At 62.5% G+C, this 19643-nt stretch carries 16 protein-coding genes; 4 read left to right on the forward strand and 12 right to left on the reverse strand.

What is annotated here, in order from left to right:
- Positions 1–32 precede the first annotated feature (32 nt).
- From WG29040_RS04950 to WG29040_RS04985, 8 genes are all read right to left on the reverse strand, one after another.
- Positions 33–1409, reverse strand: coding sequence for a PepSY domain-containing protein (locus WG29040_RS04950; protein WP_127195743.1), 1377 nt, complete (start codon positions 1407–1409; stop codon positions 33–35).
- Between the two features lie 82 nt (positions 1410–1491).
- Positions 1492–3570, reverse strand: coding sequence for a TonB-dependent copper receptor (locus WG29040_RS04955; protein WP_029612517.1), 2079 nt, complete (start codon positions 3568–3570; stop codon positions 1492–1494).
- A 98-nt stretch (positions 3571–3668) separates the two neighbouring features.
- Entirely contained in the window at positions 3669–4040 is a 372-nt protein-coding gene (locus WG29040_RS04960; protein WP_127195744.1) for a DUF2946 domain-containing protein, read from the reverse strand.
- A gap of 42 nt (positions 4041–4082) precedes the next feature.
- Positions 4083–4577: a copper chaperone PCu(A)C gene (locus WG29040_RS04965; protein WP_003439177.1), complete on the reverse strand. Its 495-nt coding sequence runs from the start codon at positions 4575–4577 to the stop codon at positions 4083–4085.
- A gap of 47 nt (positions 4578–4624) precedes the next feature.
- Positions 4625–5023 (reverse strand): DUF2946 domain-containing protein, encoded by a 399-nt coding sequence (locus tag WG29040_RS04970; RefSeq protein WP_003439179.1) that lies wholly within the window; start codon positions 5021–5023, stop codon positions 4625–4627.
- A gap of 293 nt (positions 5024–5316) precedes the next feature.
- Positions 5317–6045, reverse strand: a complete 729-nt coding sequence (locus WG29040_RS04975) for a cobalt-precorrin-6A reductase (protein ID WP_010656236.1) — start codon at positions 6043–6045, stop codon at positions 5317–5319.
- Positions 6042–7139 carry a cobalt-precorrin-5B (C(1))-methyltransferase gene (locus WG29040_RS04980; protein ID WP_127195745.1) on the reverse strand — a complete coding sequence of 366 codons (1098 nt, stop codon included), beginning with the start codon at positions 7137–7139 and terminating at the stop codon, positions 6042–6044. The genes WG29040_RS04975 and WG29040_RS04980 overlap by 4 nt, the downstream gene beginning before the upstream one ends.
- On the reverse strand, positions 7132–8343 hold the full coding sequence (locus tag WG29040_RS04985) for a bifunctional cobalt-precorrin-7 (C(5))-methyltransferase/cobalt-precorrin-6B (C(15))-methyltransferase (protein WP_003439193.1): 1212 nt from the start codon (positions 8341–8343) through the stop codon (positions 7132–7134). The genes WG29040_RS04980 and WG29040_RS04985 overlap by 8 nt, the downstream gene beginning before the upstream one ends.
- A gap of 280 nt (positions 8344–8623) precedes the next feature.
- Here WG29040_RS04985 and cobG point away from each other — a divergent pair, with 280 nt between their 5' ends.
- From cobG to cobJ, 4 genes are read left to right on the forward strand one after another with little or no spacing between them, the layout of a single operon-like run.
- Positions 8624–9928, forward strand: a complete 1305-nt coding sequence (gene cobG, locus WG29040_RS04990) for a precorrin-3B synthase (RefSeq protein WP_305955220.1) — start codon at positions 8624–8626, stop codon at positions 9926–9928.
- Positions 9921–10547 carry a precorrin-8X methylmutase gene (locus tag WG29040_RS04995; protein WP_003439197.1) on the forward strand — a complete coding sequence of 209 codons (627 nt, stop codon included), beginning with the start codon at positions 9921–9923 and terminating at the stop codon, positions 10545–10547. Before cobG ends, WG29040_RS04995 begins: the two co-directional genes overlap by 8 nt.
- Positions 10544–11278 carry a precorrin-2 C(20)-methyltransferase gene (locus WG29040_RS05000; RefSeq protein WP_177412922.1) on the forward strand — a complete coding sequence of 245 codons (735 nt, stop codon included), beginning with the start codon at positions 10544–10546 and terminating at the stop codon, positions 11276–11278. The genes WG29040_RS04995 and WG29040_RS05000 overlap by 4 nt, the downstream gene beginning before the upstream one ends.
- The gene (gene cobJ, locus WG29040_RS05005; RefSeq protein ID WP_127195747.1) at positions 11275–12942 is read left to right on the forward strand and encodes a precorrin-3B C(17)-methyltransferase; all 1668 of its coding nucleotides are present in this window, start codon (positions 11275–11277) and stop codon (positions 12940–12942) included. The genes WG29040_RS05000 and cobJ overlap by 4 nt, the downstream gene beginning before the upstream one ends.
- A gap of 59 nt (positions 12943–13001) precedes the next feature.
- Here the strand turns inward: cobJ and WG29040_RS05010 are convergent, their stop codons facing one another.
- The 4 genes from WG29040_RS05010 to purH form a co-directional block, all read right to left on the reverse strand.
- Positions 13002–13598, reverse strand: a complete 597-nt coding sequence (locus tag WG29040_RS05010) for a MarC family protein (protein WP_003439201.1) — start codon at positions 13596–13598, stop codon at positions 13002–13004.
- Between the two features lie 74 nt (positions 13599–13672).
- The gene (locus WG29040_RS05015; protein WP_010656233.1) at positions 13673–16450 is read right to left on the reverse strand and encodes a hybrid sensor histidine kinase/response regulator; all 2778 of its coding nucleotides are present in this window, start codon (positions 16448–16450) and stop codon (positions 13673–13675) included.
- A 98-nt stretch (positions 16451–16548) separates the two neighbouring features.
- Entirely contained in the window at positions 16549–17847 is a 1299-nt protein-coding gene (purD, locus tag WG29040_RS05020) for a phosphoribosylamine--glycine ligase (RefSeq protein WP_003439206.1), read from the reverse strand.
- A 120-nt stretch (positions 17848–17967) separates the two neighbouring features.
- A complete protein-coding gene (gene purH / locus WG29040_RS05025; protein ID WP_127195748.1) occupies positions 17968–19575 on the reverse strand; it encodes a bifunctional phosphoribosylaminoimidazolecarboxamide formyltransferase/IMP cyclohydrolase in 1608 nt (535 codons plus the stop codon).
- Between the last annotated feature and the right edge of the window lie 68 nt (positions 19576–19643).

Genomic DNA, 19643 nt, shown 5'->3' on the forward strand with positions numbered 1-19643 from the left:
CTAGATCGCGCATCTCGGATGCTTCATGTTGTTTATGAGCGCAGCTCAAGTGGTGGCGTTTTGCGAAAAATCATCAGCAGGCGATCCAGCAACCACACCGCGATCAGCGAAGCGCCCACCAACGGAAAGGCAATGGCCAGTGCCAGGATAATCAGCACCCCGGTTTTCCAGGTCGGCAAATCGTGGCGCAGCGGCGGGACCCCCAGACGGCCCTGGGGATGGCGTTTCCACCAGATCACCAGAGCGCTGACCGAACTCAGCAGGATCATCAGGCACACCAGCAAAATCACGATCTGGTTGAAGGTGCCGAACAGCTTGCCTTCATGCAGCATCACGCTCATTTCGGTGGCGCGGGCGACGTTGCCGTATTGCTCCCAGCGCACATCGGCCAGCACCTGGCCGGTGTATTGATCGATATGCAGGGTGGCGTCGTTGCGCGGGTCGTCAGCGAACACGGCGATGGTGAATACGCCGGTGGCGGTGGTGGGCAAGGTGATGCTGTAGCCGGGTTCGACCTTGCGTGCAGTGGCCGTTTCAACCACCTGTTGCAGGCTGATGCCGGGGGCCGCCGGGCTGCTTGCGTGGGCGGCATGGGCCATGTGTTCAGCGTGGGCCCCGGAGACCGGCAGCGGGGTGTTTTCCATCGCCCAGGGTACGGTCTGGCGGGCAGGGGTGTTGAGGCTGCGGGCCTCAATATCCGACTGCGGCACGTTATTCCACATCGCCACCGGGAAGCGGTTCCACAGGTCGGCGTATTGCTTGCCCCACAAGCCGGTCCAGGTCATGCCGCTGAGCAGCATGAACAACAACAGGGCTGCGCCCCAGAAACCGGTGACAGCATGCAGGTCGCGCCACAACACGCGGCCGCGGCGGCTCAGGCGCGGCCATAAGATTCCGGCGGCCGATTGCCCGCGCGGCCACCACAGGTACAGGCCGGAAACCACCAGCACCACGCCCCAGCCGGCGGCGAGTTCCACCAGCCGGTCACCCACTGTGCCGATCATCAACTCCCCGTGTAGCGCCCGGGCCACGGCTTGCAGGTTGAACCTGGCATCCTGCTCGCCCAGCACTTCACCGCTGTACGGGTTGATGAACACGTTGAGCTGGCGCCCGTCATTGCTGACCACGAACTGGGCGCTGCGCTCGGGGTTGACCGCAGGCAGGTACTGGCTGATCCGGCCCTGTGGATAATCGAGGCGCACCCGCTGCAGTTGCTCGTCGGCACTGAGGCGGTGGTGGCCGGGGGTGACATTGAGCAGGTGGTCATACATCAAGGGATCGAGCTGGGGCTTGAACAGGTAAATGATCCCGGTCAGCGCCAGCAGAATCATGAAGGGGGCGACAAACAGCCCGGCATAGAAATGCCAGCGCCAGGCCAGGTTGTAGAAAGAGGGGGTTGGTCGGCTCATCGGGAGCGGCTCCGCAAGGTCATTATTCTCTTGAGCCCTGTGGGAGCTGGCAAGCCAGCTCCCACAGGGCAATCCATTGTTGTCAGAAGCTCACATCAACCTTGGTCCACAAGGTGCGCCCCGGCTCGTTGATCGGGGTCGGGTCGTTTGCCGGGTAGCCGTAGCCGGCGTTGCCCGCCATGTTCAGGTGCTCGCTGTAGTTTTTATCCAGCAGGTTGTCGACGCCGGCACTGACCTTGAGGTTTTTGTTGATGCGGTACGCGCCGTTCAACGAGAACACGCCAAAACCGGCGCTCTTGTCGTAGTCCTTGCCGACCACATTGCCGGCATTACGGTCGATGCGGTCTTGCGGTGCCACCAGCCGCCACAAGGCCCCGGCACTCCAGTCGTCCTGGCTGTAAGTGAGGCCCAGGCGGCTGTCCAGCGGTGGCATTTGCGGCAGTGCCTTGCCGTCCGTGGTGTTCTTGCCCCAGGCGTAGGCCAGGGTGGCGTCGGCTTTCCAGTGTGCAGTCAGCTGATACGCAGCACCCAGTTCGCCGCCCATGATCCGGGCGTTGATGTTTTGCGCCCGGGACGAACCCGAGTCGTAGTCGAACAGGATGTAATCGTGAACGACCCCGGCATAGGCCGAGACCCAGGCTTCGAGATCGCGGGTTTTGTATTGCAGGCCCACATCGAGCTGAGTGGTTTTTTCCGGCTTGATTGCATCGAAAGCGTTAACCGAGCCGGCCGGGCCTGAGGTCGGGGAGAACAGCTCCCAGTAATCCGGGAAACGTTCGGCGTGACCCAGGCCGGCATAGACCGTGGCCGGGCTGTCGGCCAGATCATGTTCGTAACGCACAAAGCCGCTGGGGAGTGTGTCGGCGCGGGTTTTATCCAGGGTCGGGTTGGCTTTGCTCATCATCCCGGAGCCGATCCGGGCGCGGTAATCCTTGGCCGCGGCGCGGTCCAGGCGGGCTCCGGTAATGACCCGGTCACGCTCGGCGGCGTACCAGGTCAGTTCGCCAAAAGCACCGTAGTTATGGAAGTCGGCGTCCTTGCTCCAGTTCTGATCCTTATAGGTATCGATGCCCATGCCGGAGCGTTTGCGGTGTTCGTTGGTCTGCGCATCGATACCGCTGATCAACTGGTAGTCGGCCCAGTGCCAGGTGGCCTTGATCCGTGCGCCGAGGGTGCGGCGGTCGACGTTGGAGGCCATGGGGCCGCTCATCATGCCGGTGCCCGACGGGGTGCGCAGGCTGTAGTTGTCCATGACGTGGTCGGCATAGTTGTAGTAGACCTGTGCTTCGATCTTGTCGAGAACATCGCCGATATTTGATTTTTCGAAGCGCAGGCCCAGGCTTTCGCGCTGGTACTGGCTGCCGTCCATGCCGCGCCCGGCAGAGCGGGCTTGACCATCGCCCTTGCCGGCAGTGAGCTCCAGCAGGGTGTCCGGGTCCGGGGTCCAGCCCAGTGCTACATCGCCGTTCCACTTGTCATAGCGCGACGGCACGGTGTCGCCGTTGCCGTCCTTGTAGTCATCAGCGTGCGCGGTGTTGCCGATCACCCGCACGTAGCCCAGCGGGCCGCCGGCGGCGGCGTCGACGGTCTTGTCGAAGCGGCCGTTGGAACCGGCCAGGACACTGGCATTGACCCGGGTGCCCAGTTCGCCGAAGTGCTCCGGTTCGCGCTCGAACAGGATAGTGCCGGCCGATGCCCCCGGGCCCCAGAGTACGGTTTGCGGGCCCTTGATCACGGTCAGCTGGTCGTAGGTTTCCGGCGAGATGTAGGAAGTGGGGGCGTCCATGCGGCCGGGGCAGGCGCCGAGCATCATGCCGCCGTTGGTGAGAATGTTCAGGCGTGAACCGAACATGCCGCGCAATACCGGGTCGCCGTTGGTGCCACCGTTGCGGACCAGGGCGAAGCCGGGAATGGTCTTGAGGTAGTCGCCACCGTCACTGGCCGGCACCGGCTGGCGCGGGTCCTTGGGGTTGGTGACTATGGTCAGTGGCGAGCTGGGGGCGATGGCCGTGATCACCAGCGGGCTGATTTCGTTGGCGTGCTCTGCGTGTTCGTCGGCCATGACCGCAGGTGCGAACAATGCGCAGCACAGTGCGCTCAGGGCGAAAGGGAATACCGTTTGGGCGTGGGGCAAACGGGCGGCAACAGTAAAGCGGGACATAAACATTCCAATATTCAAGCGAATACAACACGGCCAGCGGCCTGCGGCTGTCTAAAGCAGCACTGGCAGGCGGGCCTGTGAGTTTGTGGGGTCGGTGCTTAAAGGAATGCTGGCGGGGCGCGGGAGCGGGCGCCGGGGAAGACCGGTTGCCGGGCATGGCCCAGCAGGGTGGTCGCCGCCAGATAGTTGCCCGGAGGGGGGGCTGTATGGAGGGTCAGGGTCGGGGCGTTGGGCAGTGCCGGGCAACTGAACAGCAGGGTGCAATAGCCGCACTTTTCCCAAATCGCGTGGTGATCGGCGGACGGTTTGCCGTGCTCGCCGTGGTCTTGCATCGACATGCCGGCCGACATCGGCATCGTCATGTTCATGGAGGCGTGATGATCCATCGGCACCGCTTGGGAAATCAGCGGGCCGATAAAAATCATCAGCATGGCAAACAGGCTCAGCCAGCTGCCGCGAATCTGCGACATGGCGTGCCTGGCGCGAGGGGCGCCCACGGGGATCAGTGACCGTTAGTGGGTGTGCATGGCTTCCGTGCTGGCGGGCGGCGCCTGTTTCTGCACGTTCACATCAACCGTGATGGCACCGGCCTTTTCAAAGTGCAGGGTCATGGGGAAGTGTTTGCCGTCCTGCAGCAGACTGCGGTCTTTGAGGCCGAGCAGCATCACGTGGTACGCCATGGGCGCGAACGTGACGGTGCCGCCGGGGGCAACCTCGACGCTGGGCACCGGTTGCATCTTCATCAAGTCGCCCTGCATCACGTGCTGATGCAGCTCGGCTTTATCGGCAATGGGGGTGTCGACACTGACCAGGCGGTCGGCGCTGGTGCCGGTGTTGTGAATCACGAAATACGCGGCCACGGTCGGCGCATTGGGCGGTAACTGCTGGGACCACGGATGAGCGATTTGCAGCGTGCCGCTTTGGTATTCATGGGCGTTGGCGAAACAGGCAGGCAGCAGCAAAGCCGCCGCGATCAGGGCATTCTTGACCAGTGACAGGTTCAACATGGCAATTCTCCGGAACGATTCAAACGCAAAATGGTTGCGAGGATGAATCAGGCCAGAGGGGAAGCGCGGGGGTTGAGGCTCGGCCATTGCTGGCGCGGGGTGGGGCGTTTGAGGTGGTCGGGGACTTGGCTGTGGCCATGTTCGATGGCGGCGAAATACAGAGTCGGGATATGCGCCGGCAAAGCCACCAGCGGTGCCGCGCCCGAGCAGCACCAGCAATGCTGCATGTTCGAGTGATCGTCTTTGCGGCTGTCGCCGGCGTCAAGCTTGCCCAGTGACACGGCAACCATCTTGGTGCCGGTGGAGGTGCAAAAGCTGCTCCACATGAACTGTTCGCCCGCTTCTTGCCTTGCCCCGCCCATGGCTCCGGCCGTCGACATGGCGAGCATGTTGAACAGCACTGCGAAGCAGGCGATCCAGGCAAATGCAAAGCGTTGTCGGGACATGAACAATTCCATGAGTGATGGCATCAAGGCGGCTATTTAGCCTGAATGACCGACGTAAGTAAAAACACAGGCTGTGTGGCGAAATGTCGCGTCAGTGTAGTTCACGCTGTCTTGGTTCTGGGGTTGAAAACTTACCCGTTCGCTGTGGGAGCTGGCTTGCCAGCGATGCAGGTGCCGCGCGCCGGCAAGCCGGCTCCCACAATGGCGCAGTAAACCCTGTAGGAGCGAGCTTGCTCGCGAGCTTTTTCAACGCTGCAAGCATGCGGTTTTTACAGCACTACATTGGTCCATATTCACAAATAACTCTCCCGCTTCAGCGCCTGCAGCACTTCATCGCCGGTCAAAAATGCACGGTCAACCTCTGGCAACTGCGGGCGTTTGAGAATCAACACCGGAGTCCCGCGTTCGCGGGCGACTTCGAGCTTGGGCTCAGTGGCGCTGCTGCCGCTGTTTTTGCTGATCAGTACGTCGATGCGGCGTTGAGCGAACAGGGTGCGCTCATCTTCGATCACAAATGGCCCCCGGGCGCCGATCACTTCGCAACGGGCATTGCCGGGGTAAGTGTCCAGGGCGCGCAAAGTCCAGAACTGTCCTTCGGGGATTTCATGCAAATGCTCAAGCGGCTCGCGGCCCAGGGTGAACAGCGGGCGCTGAAACGGTTTTAGCGCCTCGACCAGTTCGGCCCAGTCCGCCACTTCGCGCCAGTTATCTCCGGCCTGGGGCTGCCAGGCCGGGCGGCGCAAGGCCCAGCACGGGATACCGGCGAGGGCGGCAGCGCTGACTGCGTTGTGGCTGATTTGTGCGGCGTAGGGGTGAGTGGCGTCGAGCAGCAAATCAATGCGCTGCTGGCGTATGTACTGTGCCAGCCCTTCGGCGCCGCCATAACCGCCAACCCGCACTTCACAGGGCAAGTCCGCGGGCACGCGGCCGACGCCGGCCAGGCTGTAAATGTGTTGCGGCCCCAGGCGACGGGCCATGGCCAGCGCTTCAGTGACGCCGCCCAGCAACAGGATTCGTTTCATGCAAAGGCTCCGGCGTGACCGACTATCCCGCCCTGGCGGTCGATGGCAAACACTTCGACCTGCACCTGTGCCGGCACCACGCTACGGGCGAAGTCGAGGGCGTGCTGGCACACCGCATCACCCAGGGCGATGCCCGCAGCACTGGCCATTGCCAGGGCTTGCTGGCTGGTATTGGCCTGGCGGATCGCCTCTTGCAGTTCGCTGTCGGCACCGCTGGCGGCGGCCCATTCGGCCAGCTGCGGCAGGTCGATACTGGAGTGGCGGCTGTGCAAATCCATATGCCCGGCCGCCAGCTTGCTGATTTTTCCGAAGCCGCCGCAGAGGCTCAACTTATCCACAGGTACTTTGCGCAGATGCTTGAGTACGGCACCGACAAAGTCGCCCATTTCGATCAGGGCAATTTCCGGCAGGTTGTAGACCCGGCGCATGGTGTCTTCGCTGGCATTGCCGGTGCAGGCGGCGATGTGCAGGTAGCCGTTGGTCTTGGCCACATCGATGCCTTGATGGATCGAGGCGATGTAAGCCGCGCAGGAGAACGGGCGGACGATGCCGCTGGTGCCCAATATCGACAGACCACCCAGGATCCCCAGTCGCGGATTCATGGTTTTCAACGCCAGGGCCGCGCCGTCCTGGACGTTGACGGTGACGGTAAAGCCGCCGCTGTAGCCCAGTTCGGCTGCCAGCAGCAGCAGGTGTTCGGTGATCATTTTGCGCGGCACCGGGTTGATCGCCGGTTCCCCCACGGCCAGTACCAGACCCGGGCGGGTCACGGTGCCCACTCCGAGGCCGGCGACAAAGCCGATACCCGGTTCCGGCCTGAGACTCACTTGGGAGTAAAGCAGCGCGCCGTGGGTTACATCCGGGTCATCCCCGGCATCCTTGATGGTGCCGGCTTCGGCCCCCTGATCGCACAGACGGCAGAACTCCAGGCGCATGGTGACGATCTTGCCTTTGGGCAAGGTGATGGCGACGGCGTCATGGCTGACCCCGCTGAGCAGCAGGCGCGCGGCAGCCAGGCTGGTGGCTGTGGCGCAGCTGCCGGTGGTCAGGCCGCTGCGCAGCGGCGCGGGTTGTTCGGCGGTTTCGTCACGCATCGAGAGGTTTGGTCACGTCTAAGAGGGTTATCGGCAAGGCCTGACGCCAGGTATCGAATTCCCCCAGCGGTTGCGCTTGGGCGATATGGATTCGGGTCAGTTCGCCACCGTGACGCTCGCGCCAGCTCATCAGCAGCATTTCGCTTTGCAGGGTGACGGCATTGGCCACCAGGCGCCCGCCGGGTTTGAGCTGTTGCCAGCAGGTGTCGAGCACCCCTTCGCGGGTCACGCCGCCGCCGATAAAGACCGCGTCCGGGCGCTCCAGCCCTTCAAGGGCTTGCGGAGCCTTGCCGCGGATCAGTTGCAGGCCGGGGACGCCCAGAGCATCGCGGTTGTGTTCGATCAATTGCTGGCGCCCGGCATCGGCTTCGATGGCCAGGGTGCGGCAGCTGGGGTAAGTGCGCATCCATTCGATTCCGATCGAGCCGCTGCCGGCGCCCACGTCCCACAACAACTGCCCCGGCAACGGCGCCAGGCGGGCCAGGGTAATGGCCCGTACATCGCGCTTGGTCAGTTGGCCGTCATGGCGGAACGCGCTGTCGGGCAGCCCGCCGCTTCGTGACAGTGGCCGGGTGTCGGTATCGGCCAGGCAGTCGATGGCGATCAGGTTGAGCGCCGCCACGGGCGGGTCGCTCCAGTCATCGGCACTGGCCTCGACTCGCCGCTCGGCCGGGCCGCCCAGGTGCTCAAGTACCCTCAGGCGGCTCGGGCCAAAGCCGCGTTCACGCAGCAGGGCAGCAACGGCCGCGGGGCTGCTGGCGTCGTTGCTCAGCACCAGCAGGCGCACGCCGCTGTGCAGATGAGCATTGAGCGCGGCGACAGGCCGCGCCACCACCGACAGCGTCAGTACATCCTGCAAGGCCCAGCCCAGTCGGGCGGCGGCCAGCGAGAAAGATGACGGGGCAGACAGCACCTGCATTTCATCGCTGGCTACCACCCGGGCAAGACTGGCCCCCACACCGAACCACATGGGGTCGCCGCTGGCCAGCACGCACACCGGTGTACCGCGCAAGGCCAGGACCGGTGCCAGTGAGAACGGGCTCGGCCACGCCTGGCGTTCGGCGCGGATGCAGGCGGGCAGCAAGTCCAGCTGGCGCGGACCGCCAAACACGTTGCCGGCACTGAGCAGGGCGCGCCGGGCGTTTTTGCCCAGGCCGCTGAAGCCGTCTTCACCGATTCCCACAATTGTTAGCCAGGGCGACATGCCGATCCTCTTGGTAAACGCTGATTTTTCCATCCGCCAGCACTGTTGCAAGACGCGCCGGCAGGGCGCCCATGATAGCGCGCCTTGGGCTCTCGGCGCCTCGCCCATAAAGCGGGCGGGCGGGCTCAGTTGCAGGTAATGCTGCTTAAGGGTGCCCGCAGCGGGTATTCCGTCCGGCAAGCTTTTCATGCGGTCGCCCAAAGCAGGCATAATGCGCCACCTGCAACAGCCCATTGCCTGCCTGGATCGACCTTTGACCTTGCCACCTCAACTCCCTGTCATGACGCCCGTGCGCCCTACGGCTTGCCCGGGGTTGCTACGTATCGTGCAGGCGCTGGACGGCGGGATTTGCCGGGTCAAGCTCGATGGTGGCTGCATCACCTCGATGCAGGCCCGTGCCGTGGCGGATGTGGCGCAGCGCTATGCCAGTGGCGTCATTGAAGCGACCAACCGTGGCAACCTGCAGATTCGCGGGGTCGGGGCGCAACATCGGGCTCTGGTTGAACCCTTGCTGGCGGCAGGTCTGGGGCCTGCGACAGCAGCGGGTGACGATGTGCGCAACCTGATGCTGAGCCCGTCTGCGGGTATCGACCCGCAGATGCGCATCGATACCCGGCCGCTGGCCGCAGAGCTGCTTGCCAGTCTGCAAAACACCCCGCGGCTGGCCGAGTTGTCAGCCAAGTTCGCGCTGCAACTGGACGCTGGCGAAGCCCTGGTGATGCTGGAGCACCCGCACGATCTGTGGCTATCGGTGATTGAGCTGGACGGTCAGTTGGTGATGGCCTTCGGTCTGGCCGGCTGCCCGGCGCACAACCCGGCATTGGCTGCGGTGCCGCTGGCACAGGCCCATGAACTGGTGATGGCGGTACTGTTGCTGTTTCTCGATCTGGCCCGGCCTGAGCAAACCAGAATGCGGCATCTGCTTGAGGAAGTTGCCGTCGAGCACTTCATCGAGCAGTTGCAGCAACGGCTCGGCGTGGGGTTGATCCCGCTGGCCGTGGGGCCACGGGGTGTCGCGCCCGGGGTGAGGCATATCGGTACTTTTGCCCAGCGCCAGCAGGGCCGGGTGTATATCGGCGCGGTTCCCGGCCTGGGGCGTCTGGATGCCGCCATGCTCCGGGGGCTGGCGCAACTGGCTGACGAATCTGGTGACGGCACCCTGCGGTTCAGCCCCTGGCAAAGTGTGTTGCTGCCTGGGATCAAGACCAGCGATGCGCCAGCTGTGACCCTCCAGTTAGAGGCGCTGGGTTTGTTGTGTGAGGCGGCGCAGCCGCTGGCACATCTGGTGGCCTGCACTGGCTCCGAGGCGTGCGCGAAAGGCCAGGCGGACACCAAACAGGATGCCCGCCAGCTCGCTGCGGGTCTGCGCCAACCGCTGAATGTGCATCTGACCGGTTGCCGGCGTTCATGTGCGGCAGCCCATATTGCGCCGGTCACTCTGCTGGCCGTGGCGCCCGGTCATTACGACCTCTATTTACGTGCTCCAGAACAGCCGGGTTTCGGTGTTCTGCATGGGCGCAATCTTACTATTGAAGCGGCAGGCGCCTGGCTTGAGGCCCGCCAACGGAGCAACACCGATGATTGATTACATCCGCGATGGTCAAGAGATCTATCGCAACTCCTTCGCCATTATCCGGGCCGAAGCCAACCTCGAGAGCATCCCGGCAGACCTGGAAAAACTCGCAGTGCGGGTGATTCACGCCTGCGGCATGGTCGACGCCATCGAAGACCTGCGTTTTTCCCCCGGTGCGGGCAAGGCCGGGCGCGATGCGCTGGCCGCCGGCGCGCCGATTCTGTGCGATGCACGCATGGTGCTTGAAGGTGTGACGCGTACGCGTTTACCTGCCAATAACCAGGTGATTTGCACGCTCAAGGAAGAAGGCGTGGCCGAGATGGCGCTGGAGCAGGGCAACACCCGCTCGGCGGTGGCCCTGGAACTGTGGCGCCCGTATCTGGAAGGCAGCGTGGTGGTGATTGGCAATGCACCGACCGCGCTGTTTTACCTGCTGGAGATGATTGACGCCGGGGCACCGAAACCGGCCCTGATTCTGGGCTTCCCGGTAGGTTTTGTCGGGGCAGCAGAATCCAAGGCGATGCTGGCGGCAGACAGCCGTGGCGTGCCGTTTGTGATCATGCAGGGCCGCCGCGGCGGTAGCGCGATGGCTGCGGCAGCGGTCAACGCACTGGCCACGGAGATCGAATGATGACTCAACCTGGACGTTTGCTCGGTCTGGGCGTCGGTCCCGGCGATCCGGAGCTGATTACCGTTAAAGCCTTGCGCCTGCTGCGCGAATCGCCGGTGGTGGCGTACTTCGTGGCCAAAGGCAAAAAAGGCAACGCGTTCGGCATCATCGAAGCGCACCTGCAAGACGCGCAAACCTTGATGCCACTGGTGTACCCGGTGACCACCGAGGTGTTGCCCGAACCGCTGTCGTATGAACAAATCATCAGCGACTTCTACGATCAGGCGGCCGTAGAGGTTGCCGTGCATTTGCAGGCCGGCCGTGATGTGGCGGTGATCTGCGAAGGCGATCCGTTCTTCTATGGCTCCTACATGTACTTGCATGACCGTCTGGCCGAGCGCTTTGAAGCGCAAGTGGTGCCGGGGGTGTGCTCGATGCTGGGCGGCGCTTCGGTGCTCGGCGTGCCGCTGGTGTATCGCAATCAGAGCCTGTCGGTGCTGTCGGGGGTGCTGCCCCACGATGAGCTCAAGCGGCGTCTGGCCGATGCCGACGCTGCCGTGATCATGAAGCTGGGACGCAACTTTCATAAAGTGCGCGAGGTTCTGGGGGAGCTGGGGCTGGCCGAGCGTGCGCTGTACGTCGAGCGCGCGACCATGAGCAACCAGAAAATCGTCCCGCTCAATGAAGTGGAGCCGATGTCGTCGCCTTATTTCTCGTTGATCATCGTGCCCGGCGAACGGTGGCAAGGTTGAGTCGCCCGGCCCCGGCCATTGTGATTCTGGGCAATGGCAGCCTGGCAACGGCCCGGCGCATCCAGCAGCTTTACCCTCAGGCGTTGATTTACGGCCTGGCCGGGCGGGTTGACGCGCCAGACCGCAGCTACAGCGATTTTGGCGCGACCCTGCGCCAGCTGTATCAGCAAGACACGCCGATTATTGCGCTGTGCGCCGCCGGGATTGTGATTCGCACCCTGGCTCCGCTGCTGCTGGAGAAAGGCGCTGAGCCGCCGGTGCTGGCCGTGGCCGAAGACGCCAGCGCGGTGGTTCCGCTGCTGGGAGGTCTGGGGGGGGTGAATGACATGGCGCGGGAAATCGCTGCCGGTCTGCAGGTTGCACCGGCCATCACCACCAGCGGCGAATTGCGTTTTGGCACCTGCCTGCTGAACCCGCCGAGGGGCTATGCCCTGGGCGACCTGGAGGTGGGCAAACGCTTTGTCTCGGATTTGCTCGCGGGCGAGTCGGTACGTATCGAAGGCGATGCGCCCTGGCTGGCCGGTGCACAACTGCCTGAAAACCCGCAGGCGCGGCTGGCGATCTGCGTCAGCAGTGCCGAGCGTGAACCCGCGGCCAATGAACTGCTGATCTACCCGCGCAATGTTGTAGCCCGGGTCAGCTCCGTTGTTGCAGCGCAGGGGATCCGTGAGGCGTTGCATGCAGTGAAGCTGGCCTGGCAATCGCTGGCCTGCATCGTTGCCGACGACACCTTGATGGCGAGCCTGCAACTGCGTGAGGCGGCGGCTGAGCTGGCTGTGCCGCTACGCTTTGTGAGTGCCGAGGAGCAGGCGCTACCTGTGGCCTGGCACGAGTCGGGCAGTGGTTTGGCCCTGGGTGTCGCTTCGGTTCCTCTGGACCCGCAACAGATCGGCAGGGCCCGGGGGCGGTTGGCAGTCATCGGCCTTGGCCCCGGCGCTGCGGAATTGATGGTGCCTGCGGTCAAGGCCGAACTGGCGCGGGCCAATGACGTGCTGGGTTACGAAACCTATGTGCGGATGGCCGGACCGTTTCGCGACGATCAAGTGCTGCACTGCACCGATAATCGTGAAGAAATGCAGCGCGCGCGGCATGCCTTTGAACTGGCGGCCAGTGGTCGCTCGGTGGTGGTGGTGTCTTCGGGTGATCCGGGGGTTTTTGCCATGGCCGCCGCCGTGCTTGAAGCCTTGCATGAGTCTGGTGATGCGCAGTGGCACAACGTCGACCTGGAAATCCTGCCCGGGGTTTCGGCATCGCTGGCTACCGCCGCGCAGGCCGGTGCGCCATTGGGGCATGACTTCTGCGTGATGTCGCTGTCGGACAACCTCAAGCCGTGGAGCATCATCGAAAAGCGTCTGGACCTTGCCTGCGAGGCGGATCTGGCGCTGGCGTTCTACAACCCGATTTCCCGCTCACGGCCCTGGCAGCTGGGGGTTGCGCTGGAAATCGTGGCCCGGCACCGCAGCCCACAGACGCCGGTGGTGCTGGGGCGCGACATTGGCCGCCCGGGCCAGACATTACGGACTATCACTTTGGGCGCGTTGACTGCGGATCAGGTGGATATGCGCACCATGGTGCTGATTGGCTCGTCTACCACCTGCACCTTCCCGCGTGCCGACGGCACACAGTGGGTGTACACGCCACGCTGGTACGGCGAAAAGCCCTGACAGGCAGCATGGCCCCGCAATGGGGCCATGCTCTGTAATCGCTGACGGGGCGCGGGAGGTCAGGGCACCAGATACCCGCGGATTCCGGTGAAGATGATCTGCGCCGCCAGCGCGCAAACGAACAGGCCCATCAGGCGGCTGACGATCTGCAGGCCCTGGTCACCCAGAATCCGCTCGATCCTGTTGGACAGGTACAACACTACGCCGACGGTCAGGCTGGCCAGGGTAATGCTGACTATCGCCATCAGCTTGTCATCCCAGTGCGGCTGGCTGACCCCCATGACCAGCAGGGCACCGATGGTGCCCGGTCCGACCGTCAACGGAATGGTCAGCGGCACTATGGTGACATCCTGCTGCACGTTGTCGGTTTGCACGGCCGATTTGCCCTGGGCCATGCCCAGTGCCGAGATGAACAGCACGCTGCCGGCGCCGATGCGGAAGGCGTCGACGGTAATCCCGAAAACACTGAAGATCGCCCGCCCGAACAGGTAGAGCAAGACGCTGGATATCAAGGTGGCCAGCGCCACTTTCCAGGCGAGACGACGGCGCTCTTTGTTGGAGTAGCCACGGGTCAGGCTAATAAAGCATGAGAGCACGAAGAACGGGCTGTAGAGCACCAGCATCTTCAAATACACACTGAACAATACATGGAGCATGGTCTGAGCTCACACCGAAGAAAGGCGACGAAAGTCTATCAGGCCGCCGGCAGTCTGTCGGCCAGCGTTGAGCCCTAGGAATGCTGCGCCTGGGATTCACGCAACTCCCGTTGCGCCACCCAATATTCCACCAGCTCGCGCAGTTGCGACAACTCGACCGGCTTGGCCATGTGTCCGTCCATACCGGCCTGGCGCGCCCGTTCTTTGTGCTCCTCCAGGATGTGTGCGGTCAACGCCACCACCGGGGTGCGGATACGTTGATGGCTGACTTCCCAGGCGCGTAATTGCTCAGTGGCCGAGAAGCCGTCCATTACCGGCATTTCGCAATCCATCAATACCAGGTCATAACGCTGCGCTTTCATGGCCTTCAAGGCCTCTTCGCCGTTACAGGCCGTGTCGGGCTGCAAATTGAGCTTGCCCAGCATGCCGCGAATGACCTTGGTGGAAATACTGTTGTCTTCGGCAACCAGGATGCGGAAGTCGCCAGGCACCGTCACCGCTGTTGGCGGGCCATTGGCCGGGAGCTGCGCCGAGACCTGGCCTTTGTTGCGCTGGGTCAGTTCATCGGCCAGGGTGGTTTTCAGGGTATAGCCCGCCACCGGTTTGGCCAGAATGCGCTTGATCCCGCAGTTGCGGGCAATGATCTTGCTCGGGGCGTTGCTGATGCCAGTCAGCATCACCAGCAGGATGTCGTGGTTCAGGCTCGGGTCTTCTTTGATCTTGGCCGCCAGTTGCATGCCCGTCATGCCCGGCATGTTCTGGTCCAGCAGCACAATGTCGAAGTAGTCGCGCAGATGCGCCTTGGTGCGTAACAGGGCCAGGGCTTCTTTGCCCGAGGCCGCCGCGCTGACACTCAAACCCCAGGCCGAGCATTGCTGTACCAGCACTTTGCGGCAGGTGTCGTTGTCATCGACCACCAGTACCCGTGCACCCTTGAGCGGGCTGTCCAGGTCGGAGGTCGGGTGCTCGAGGTGTTGCGGGTCCAGGGGCAGGGTCAGCCATAGGTTGCTGCCCCTGGTTTGCCCCGGCTTTATGCCGAACTCACCGCCCATCAAGCTGATCAGCTGGCGGGCGATGACCAGCCCCAGGTGACCGCCCAGGCGGGTAGCGGCGAGGAAGTTCTTGCTGTGCAGTTCGGCACTGAGCAGGGCTTCGCGCTCCTGTTCATCCATCGGCTGGCCGGAGTCCTGGATGGCGATGCGCAACCGTGGCGGCTGAGTGCGCTCTTCCAGTGCCACGACAATCAATATCTCGCCTTCGACGGTTTTCTTCAGCGCGCTTTCGAGCAGGCTCAGCAGGGTCTGGCGCAGGCGCGTGGGGTCACCGCTGATGACCCTCGGGACCTGTGGCTGAATGAAACTGATGAGTTCGACGTTTTGCTGTTCGGCTTTGGTGCGGAAGATATTCAGGCAGTCTTCGATCAGGGCATTGAGGTCGAACTGCACATCGTCCAGTTCGATCTGGCCCGACTCGAGCCTGGAAATATCGAGAATTTCATTAATGAGCGTCAGCAGTTCATTGCCGGCGCTGTGGATGGTCTGTACGTAGTCACGTTGTTTGACCGACAGTGGTGTCCCCAGCAGCAGTTCAGTCATGCCCAGTACCCCGTTCATCGGGGTGCGAATTTCATGGCTGATCTTGGCCAGGAATTCGGCTTTGGCATTCACTTCGGCGTTACTGGCGGCCAGGTCACGGCTGATGCTGAATTGGTCCTCGGCGATGCTGCGAGCGCGTTCACTCAGGGCGATGCTCATCAGCAGGCCGCAGATACAGACCACCGCCATCAAGGCCAGGATCAGCTCCTGGGGCGCGATCAGGGTCAGGCCCAGGAGCGTCGGGAGAATCACCAGGGTGCCGATGTTGAACACAATCATGGCCACCACGAACAGGCGGGCAGGGCGGTAGCCTTGCTGCAAGTGGTGAACCGAGACCAGCAGGATGCTCAGGCTTGCAAGCCCGACCAGGCCATAGGTCATCACGTTTAACGGCAGGGTGTCGAAGAACAGCACCAGCAGGCCGCCGATACAGATAATCAGGGTGTTGAGCAGCAACAGTTTCTGCAACCTGTGGGCGCTGCGGGCGCCAAAGAAACTGTAGGTGAACATCAACCCGCAAGGCGCCGTCAGTATCAGCGCCAGATAGGCCCCGGGTGGGTGGGCGCTGTGCCACTCGGGAAACCAGGGACCCAGCAGATTCAAGAACAGCGCCGAGCTGATCAGGAGCAAGGCTTCGCAGGCAGCGAGCCACAGGCTGCTGACTGAGCGGGTGAAAGCAAAGCGGATCAGGTTGTGCAGCACCAGCATTGCCAGGCAGCCGAGCAACAGCCCGTAGAGCAGGGTCATGCCCTGGTTGGCGGCGAGTATGACGGCGGAATCGAGGGTAATGTGCGGGCGCAGCTGATGCTCCGAAACCAGGCGCAGATACACATCCAGCTCTTGAGAGCTTTGGGGCAAGGGCAGCAGGTAGTCGCTGCTGGACAGCGGTTTGTCGGACGTCGGCAATGTACTGCCGGCGCTGGTTTCGCTGATCAGTTTTTTGCCGTCGAGAACGTACAGGTCAAGACGTGCAAGATCCGGGGCGAAGACTCGCAAAATCTGTTCATGCTTGTTGGGCTGCAGCCGGAATCGCAACCATAACGCCTCATCGGGGTTGGCCGCGGTCAGCTCTTCGAGCTCGATTGGGCTGAATTGATTGCTTAAGCGGGGGGAACTGACATCGCTCAGTTGCAGGTCGCCACTATGGTCCAGAAGAACAGACCAAAGGTTGCCTTGGGCCGCCTGCACCGGCGTTAAATAGAGCAAAGCAGTCAGTAGACTGACGGTAATACCTATGGCGATCCTAAGCCAGCGCACGCTGAAATCCCTTCGTATATTGAAGCCTGATGGTAACTATGCGCGGCGCTGGAATAGTTAGGCAAGGGTTTGATCCCTTGCCTGTCCATATGGGTTACTTATTCCTGGGTTTCGCCGCGCTCGCGTGCAATGGCCCGGTAGCCAATGTCGTTGCGGTAGAAGCAACCATCCCATTCGATGGTTTTGGCCAGTGCATAAGCCTGTTCTTGAGCTGCTGCAACGGTGTCACCCATAGCGGTCGCGCACAGCACACGGCCACCGGCCGTCACCACTTCGCCAGCGGCATTGAGGGCGGTGCCGGCGTGGAACACCTTGCCTTCCAGTTTGGCTGCAGCATCCAGACCATGGATCACTGCACCCTTGGCGTAGTCGCCAGGGTAGCCGCCTGCAGCCAGGACGATGCCCAGGCTCGGGCGCGGGTCCCATTGTGCTTCTACCTTGTCCAGCGCCTGGGCCAGAGCAGCCTCTACCAGCAGCACCAAGCTCGATTGCAGGCGCAGCATCACCGGTTGGGTTTCCGGATCGCCGAAGCGGCAGTTGAACTCGATGACTTTCGGGTTGCCGGCTTTGTCGATCATCAGGCCTGCGTACAGGAACCCGGTGTAGACGTTGCCTTCTTCGGCCATGCCGCGCACGGTTGGCCAGATAACCAGATCCATCACGCGCTGGTGCACTTGCGCAGTGACCACTGGCGCCGGGGAGTAAGCGCCCATACCGCCGGTGTTGGGGCCGGTATCGGCATCGCCGACGCGTTTGTGGTCCTGGCTGGTGGCCATCGGCAACACGTTCTTGCCGTCGACCATCACGATGAAGCTGGCTTCTTCGCCATCGAGGAACTCCTCGATAACGACGCGCGAACCGGCTTCGCCGAATGCGTTGCCCGCGAGCATGTCGCGCACGGCATCTTCGGCTTCAGTCAGGGTCATGGCGACGATTACGCCTTTGCCTGCTGCCAGGCCGTCAGCCTTGATCACGATAGGGGCGCCGACTTTTTGCAGGTACGCCAGCGCCGGCTCGATTTCAGTGAAGTTCTGATAGTCGGCGGTCGGGATCTTGTGGCGTGCCAGGAAATCCTTGGTGAAAGCCTTGGAGCCTTCGAGCTGGGCAGCGCCGGCAGTCGGGCCGAAGCAATCCAGGCCGCGGGCGCGGAACAGATCGACCACACCGGCTACCAGTGGAACTTCAGGGCCAACGATGGTCAGCGAGACATTTTTCTCGGCGAAATCTGCAAGTTGCTCAAGGGCCAGCACGTCGATAGCGACGTTCTCGCACTTGGCTTCAATGGCGGTGCCGGCGTTGCCCGGGGCAACGAATACTTTGGCGACACGCGGGTCCTGAGCTACTTTCCAGGCCAGTGCGTGTTCGCGGCCACCGCTGCCAATGATCAAAACATTCATTTCAAAAACCTCGGATGACGCTGAATTCTGGGAAACGCTTTGTTTCTCTGTAGGAGCGAGCTTGCTCGCGAGCAGTCAAAAGATCGCGAGCAGCTCGTTCCTACAGAAAGGGACGTCTAGTTAGTGACGGAAGTGGCGCATACCGGTGAACACCATGGCAATCCCGGCTTCGTCGGCTGCAGCAATCACTTCGTTGTCACGCATCGAGCCGCCCGGCTGGATCACCGCAGTGATACCGGCCTTGGCTGCATTGTCCAGACCGTCACGGAACGGGAAGAACGCGTCGGATGCCATGACCGAACCCTGCACTTGCAAACCGGCGTGCTCGGCCTTGATCGCGGCAATGCGGGCCGAGTTTACGCGGCTCATCTGGCCAGCGCCGACACCGATGGTCTGACGGTTCTTGGCGTAGACGATGGCGTTGGATTTGACGTACTTGGCGACTTTCCAGGCAAAGATCAGGTCGTGGATCTCTTGTTCGGTCGGTGCGCGCTTGGTGACGAGTTTCAGGTCTTCGCTGCCGATCATCTGGATGTCGCGGCTTTGTACCAGCAAGCCGCCATTCACCCGCTTGAAGTCCCAGGCCGGTGCGCGGTCTGCGCTCCACTCGCCGCAGGCCAGCAGGCGTACGTTGGCTTTGGCGGCCACGATGGCGCGGGCTTCTTCGCTCACGGACGGGGCGATGATCACTTCAACGAACTGACGCTCGACGATGGCTTTGGCCGTTTCGGCGTCCAGCTCGCGGTTGAAGGCGATGATGCCGCCGAATGCCGACTCGGTATCAGTGGCGTAAGCCAGCTCATAGGCCTGACGGATGCCGCCTTCGGCGTCCGGGCTGACTGCGACGCCGCACGGGTTGGCGTGCTTGACGATCACGCAGGCTGGTTTGACAAAGCTTTTTACGCATTCCAGCGCGGCATCGGTGTCGGCCACGTTGTTGAACGACAGCTCTTTGCCTTGCAGCTGGGTGGCGGTTGCGATGCTGACTTCGGCCGGCTTGGCTTCTACGTAGAACGCCGCGCTTTGATGCGGGTTCTCGCCGTAGCGCATTTCCTGGGCCTTGATGAACTGGCTGTTGAAGGTGCGCGGGAACAGGCTGCGGCCTTCGGTGCTCAGGGTTTCGGCTGTCTGGTTAACGGTGCCCAGGTAGTTGGCGATCATGCCGTCGTAGGCGGCGGTGTGTTCGAACGCCTTGAGCATCAGGTCGAAACGCTGGGCGTAGGTCAGGCCACCGGCCTTGAGGTTTTCCAGCACGTTGGCGTAATCGCTGGCATTGACCACGATCGCTACGTCTTTGTGGTTTTTTGCTGCCGAACGGACCATGGTCGGGCCGCCGATATCGATGTTCTCGATGGCGGTCGGCAGGTCGCAGCCTGGCTTGTTGATGGTTGCTTCGAAGGGGTAGAGGTTTACGGCTACCAGATCGATCGGCTTGATGCCGTGCTCGTTCATGATGTCGTCATCGATGCCGCGACGGCCCAGGATGCCGCCGTGGATTTTCGGGTGCAGGGTTTTCACCCGCCCGTCCATCATTTCCGCAAAGCCGGTGTAGTCCGCAACTTCGACAGCGGCTACGCCGTTGTCTTGCAGCAGCTTGAACGTACCGCCGGTGGAGAGGATCTCGACGCCGAGGGCTTCCAGTTCACGGGCGAAATCAAGGATTCCGGTTTTATCGGAAACGCTGATTAAAGCGCGGCGGATCGGCAGGCGGGTAGTCTGATCGGTCATCTCGATTTCCATCAAAAGCAAAGGAGTCAGCAAAAAAGGCGACCCGTTTTACCGGGACGCCTTTCAGG

Source organism: Pseudomonas sp. PAMC 29040 (genome assembly GCF_003994535.1).
GTDB lineage: Bacteria > Pseudomonadota > Gammaproteobacteria > Pseudomonadales > Pseudomonadaceae > Aquipseudomonas > Aquipseudomonas paraversuta.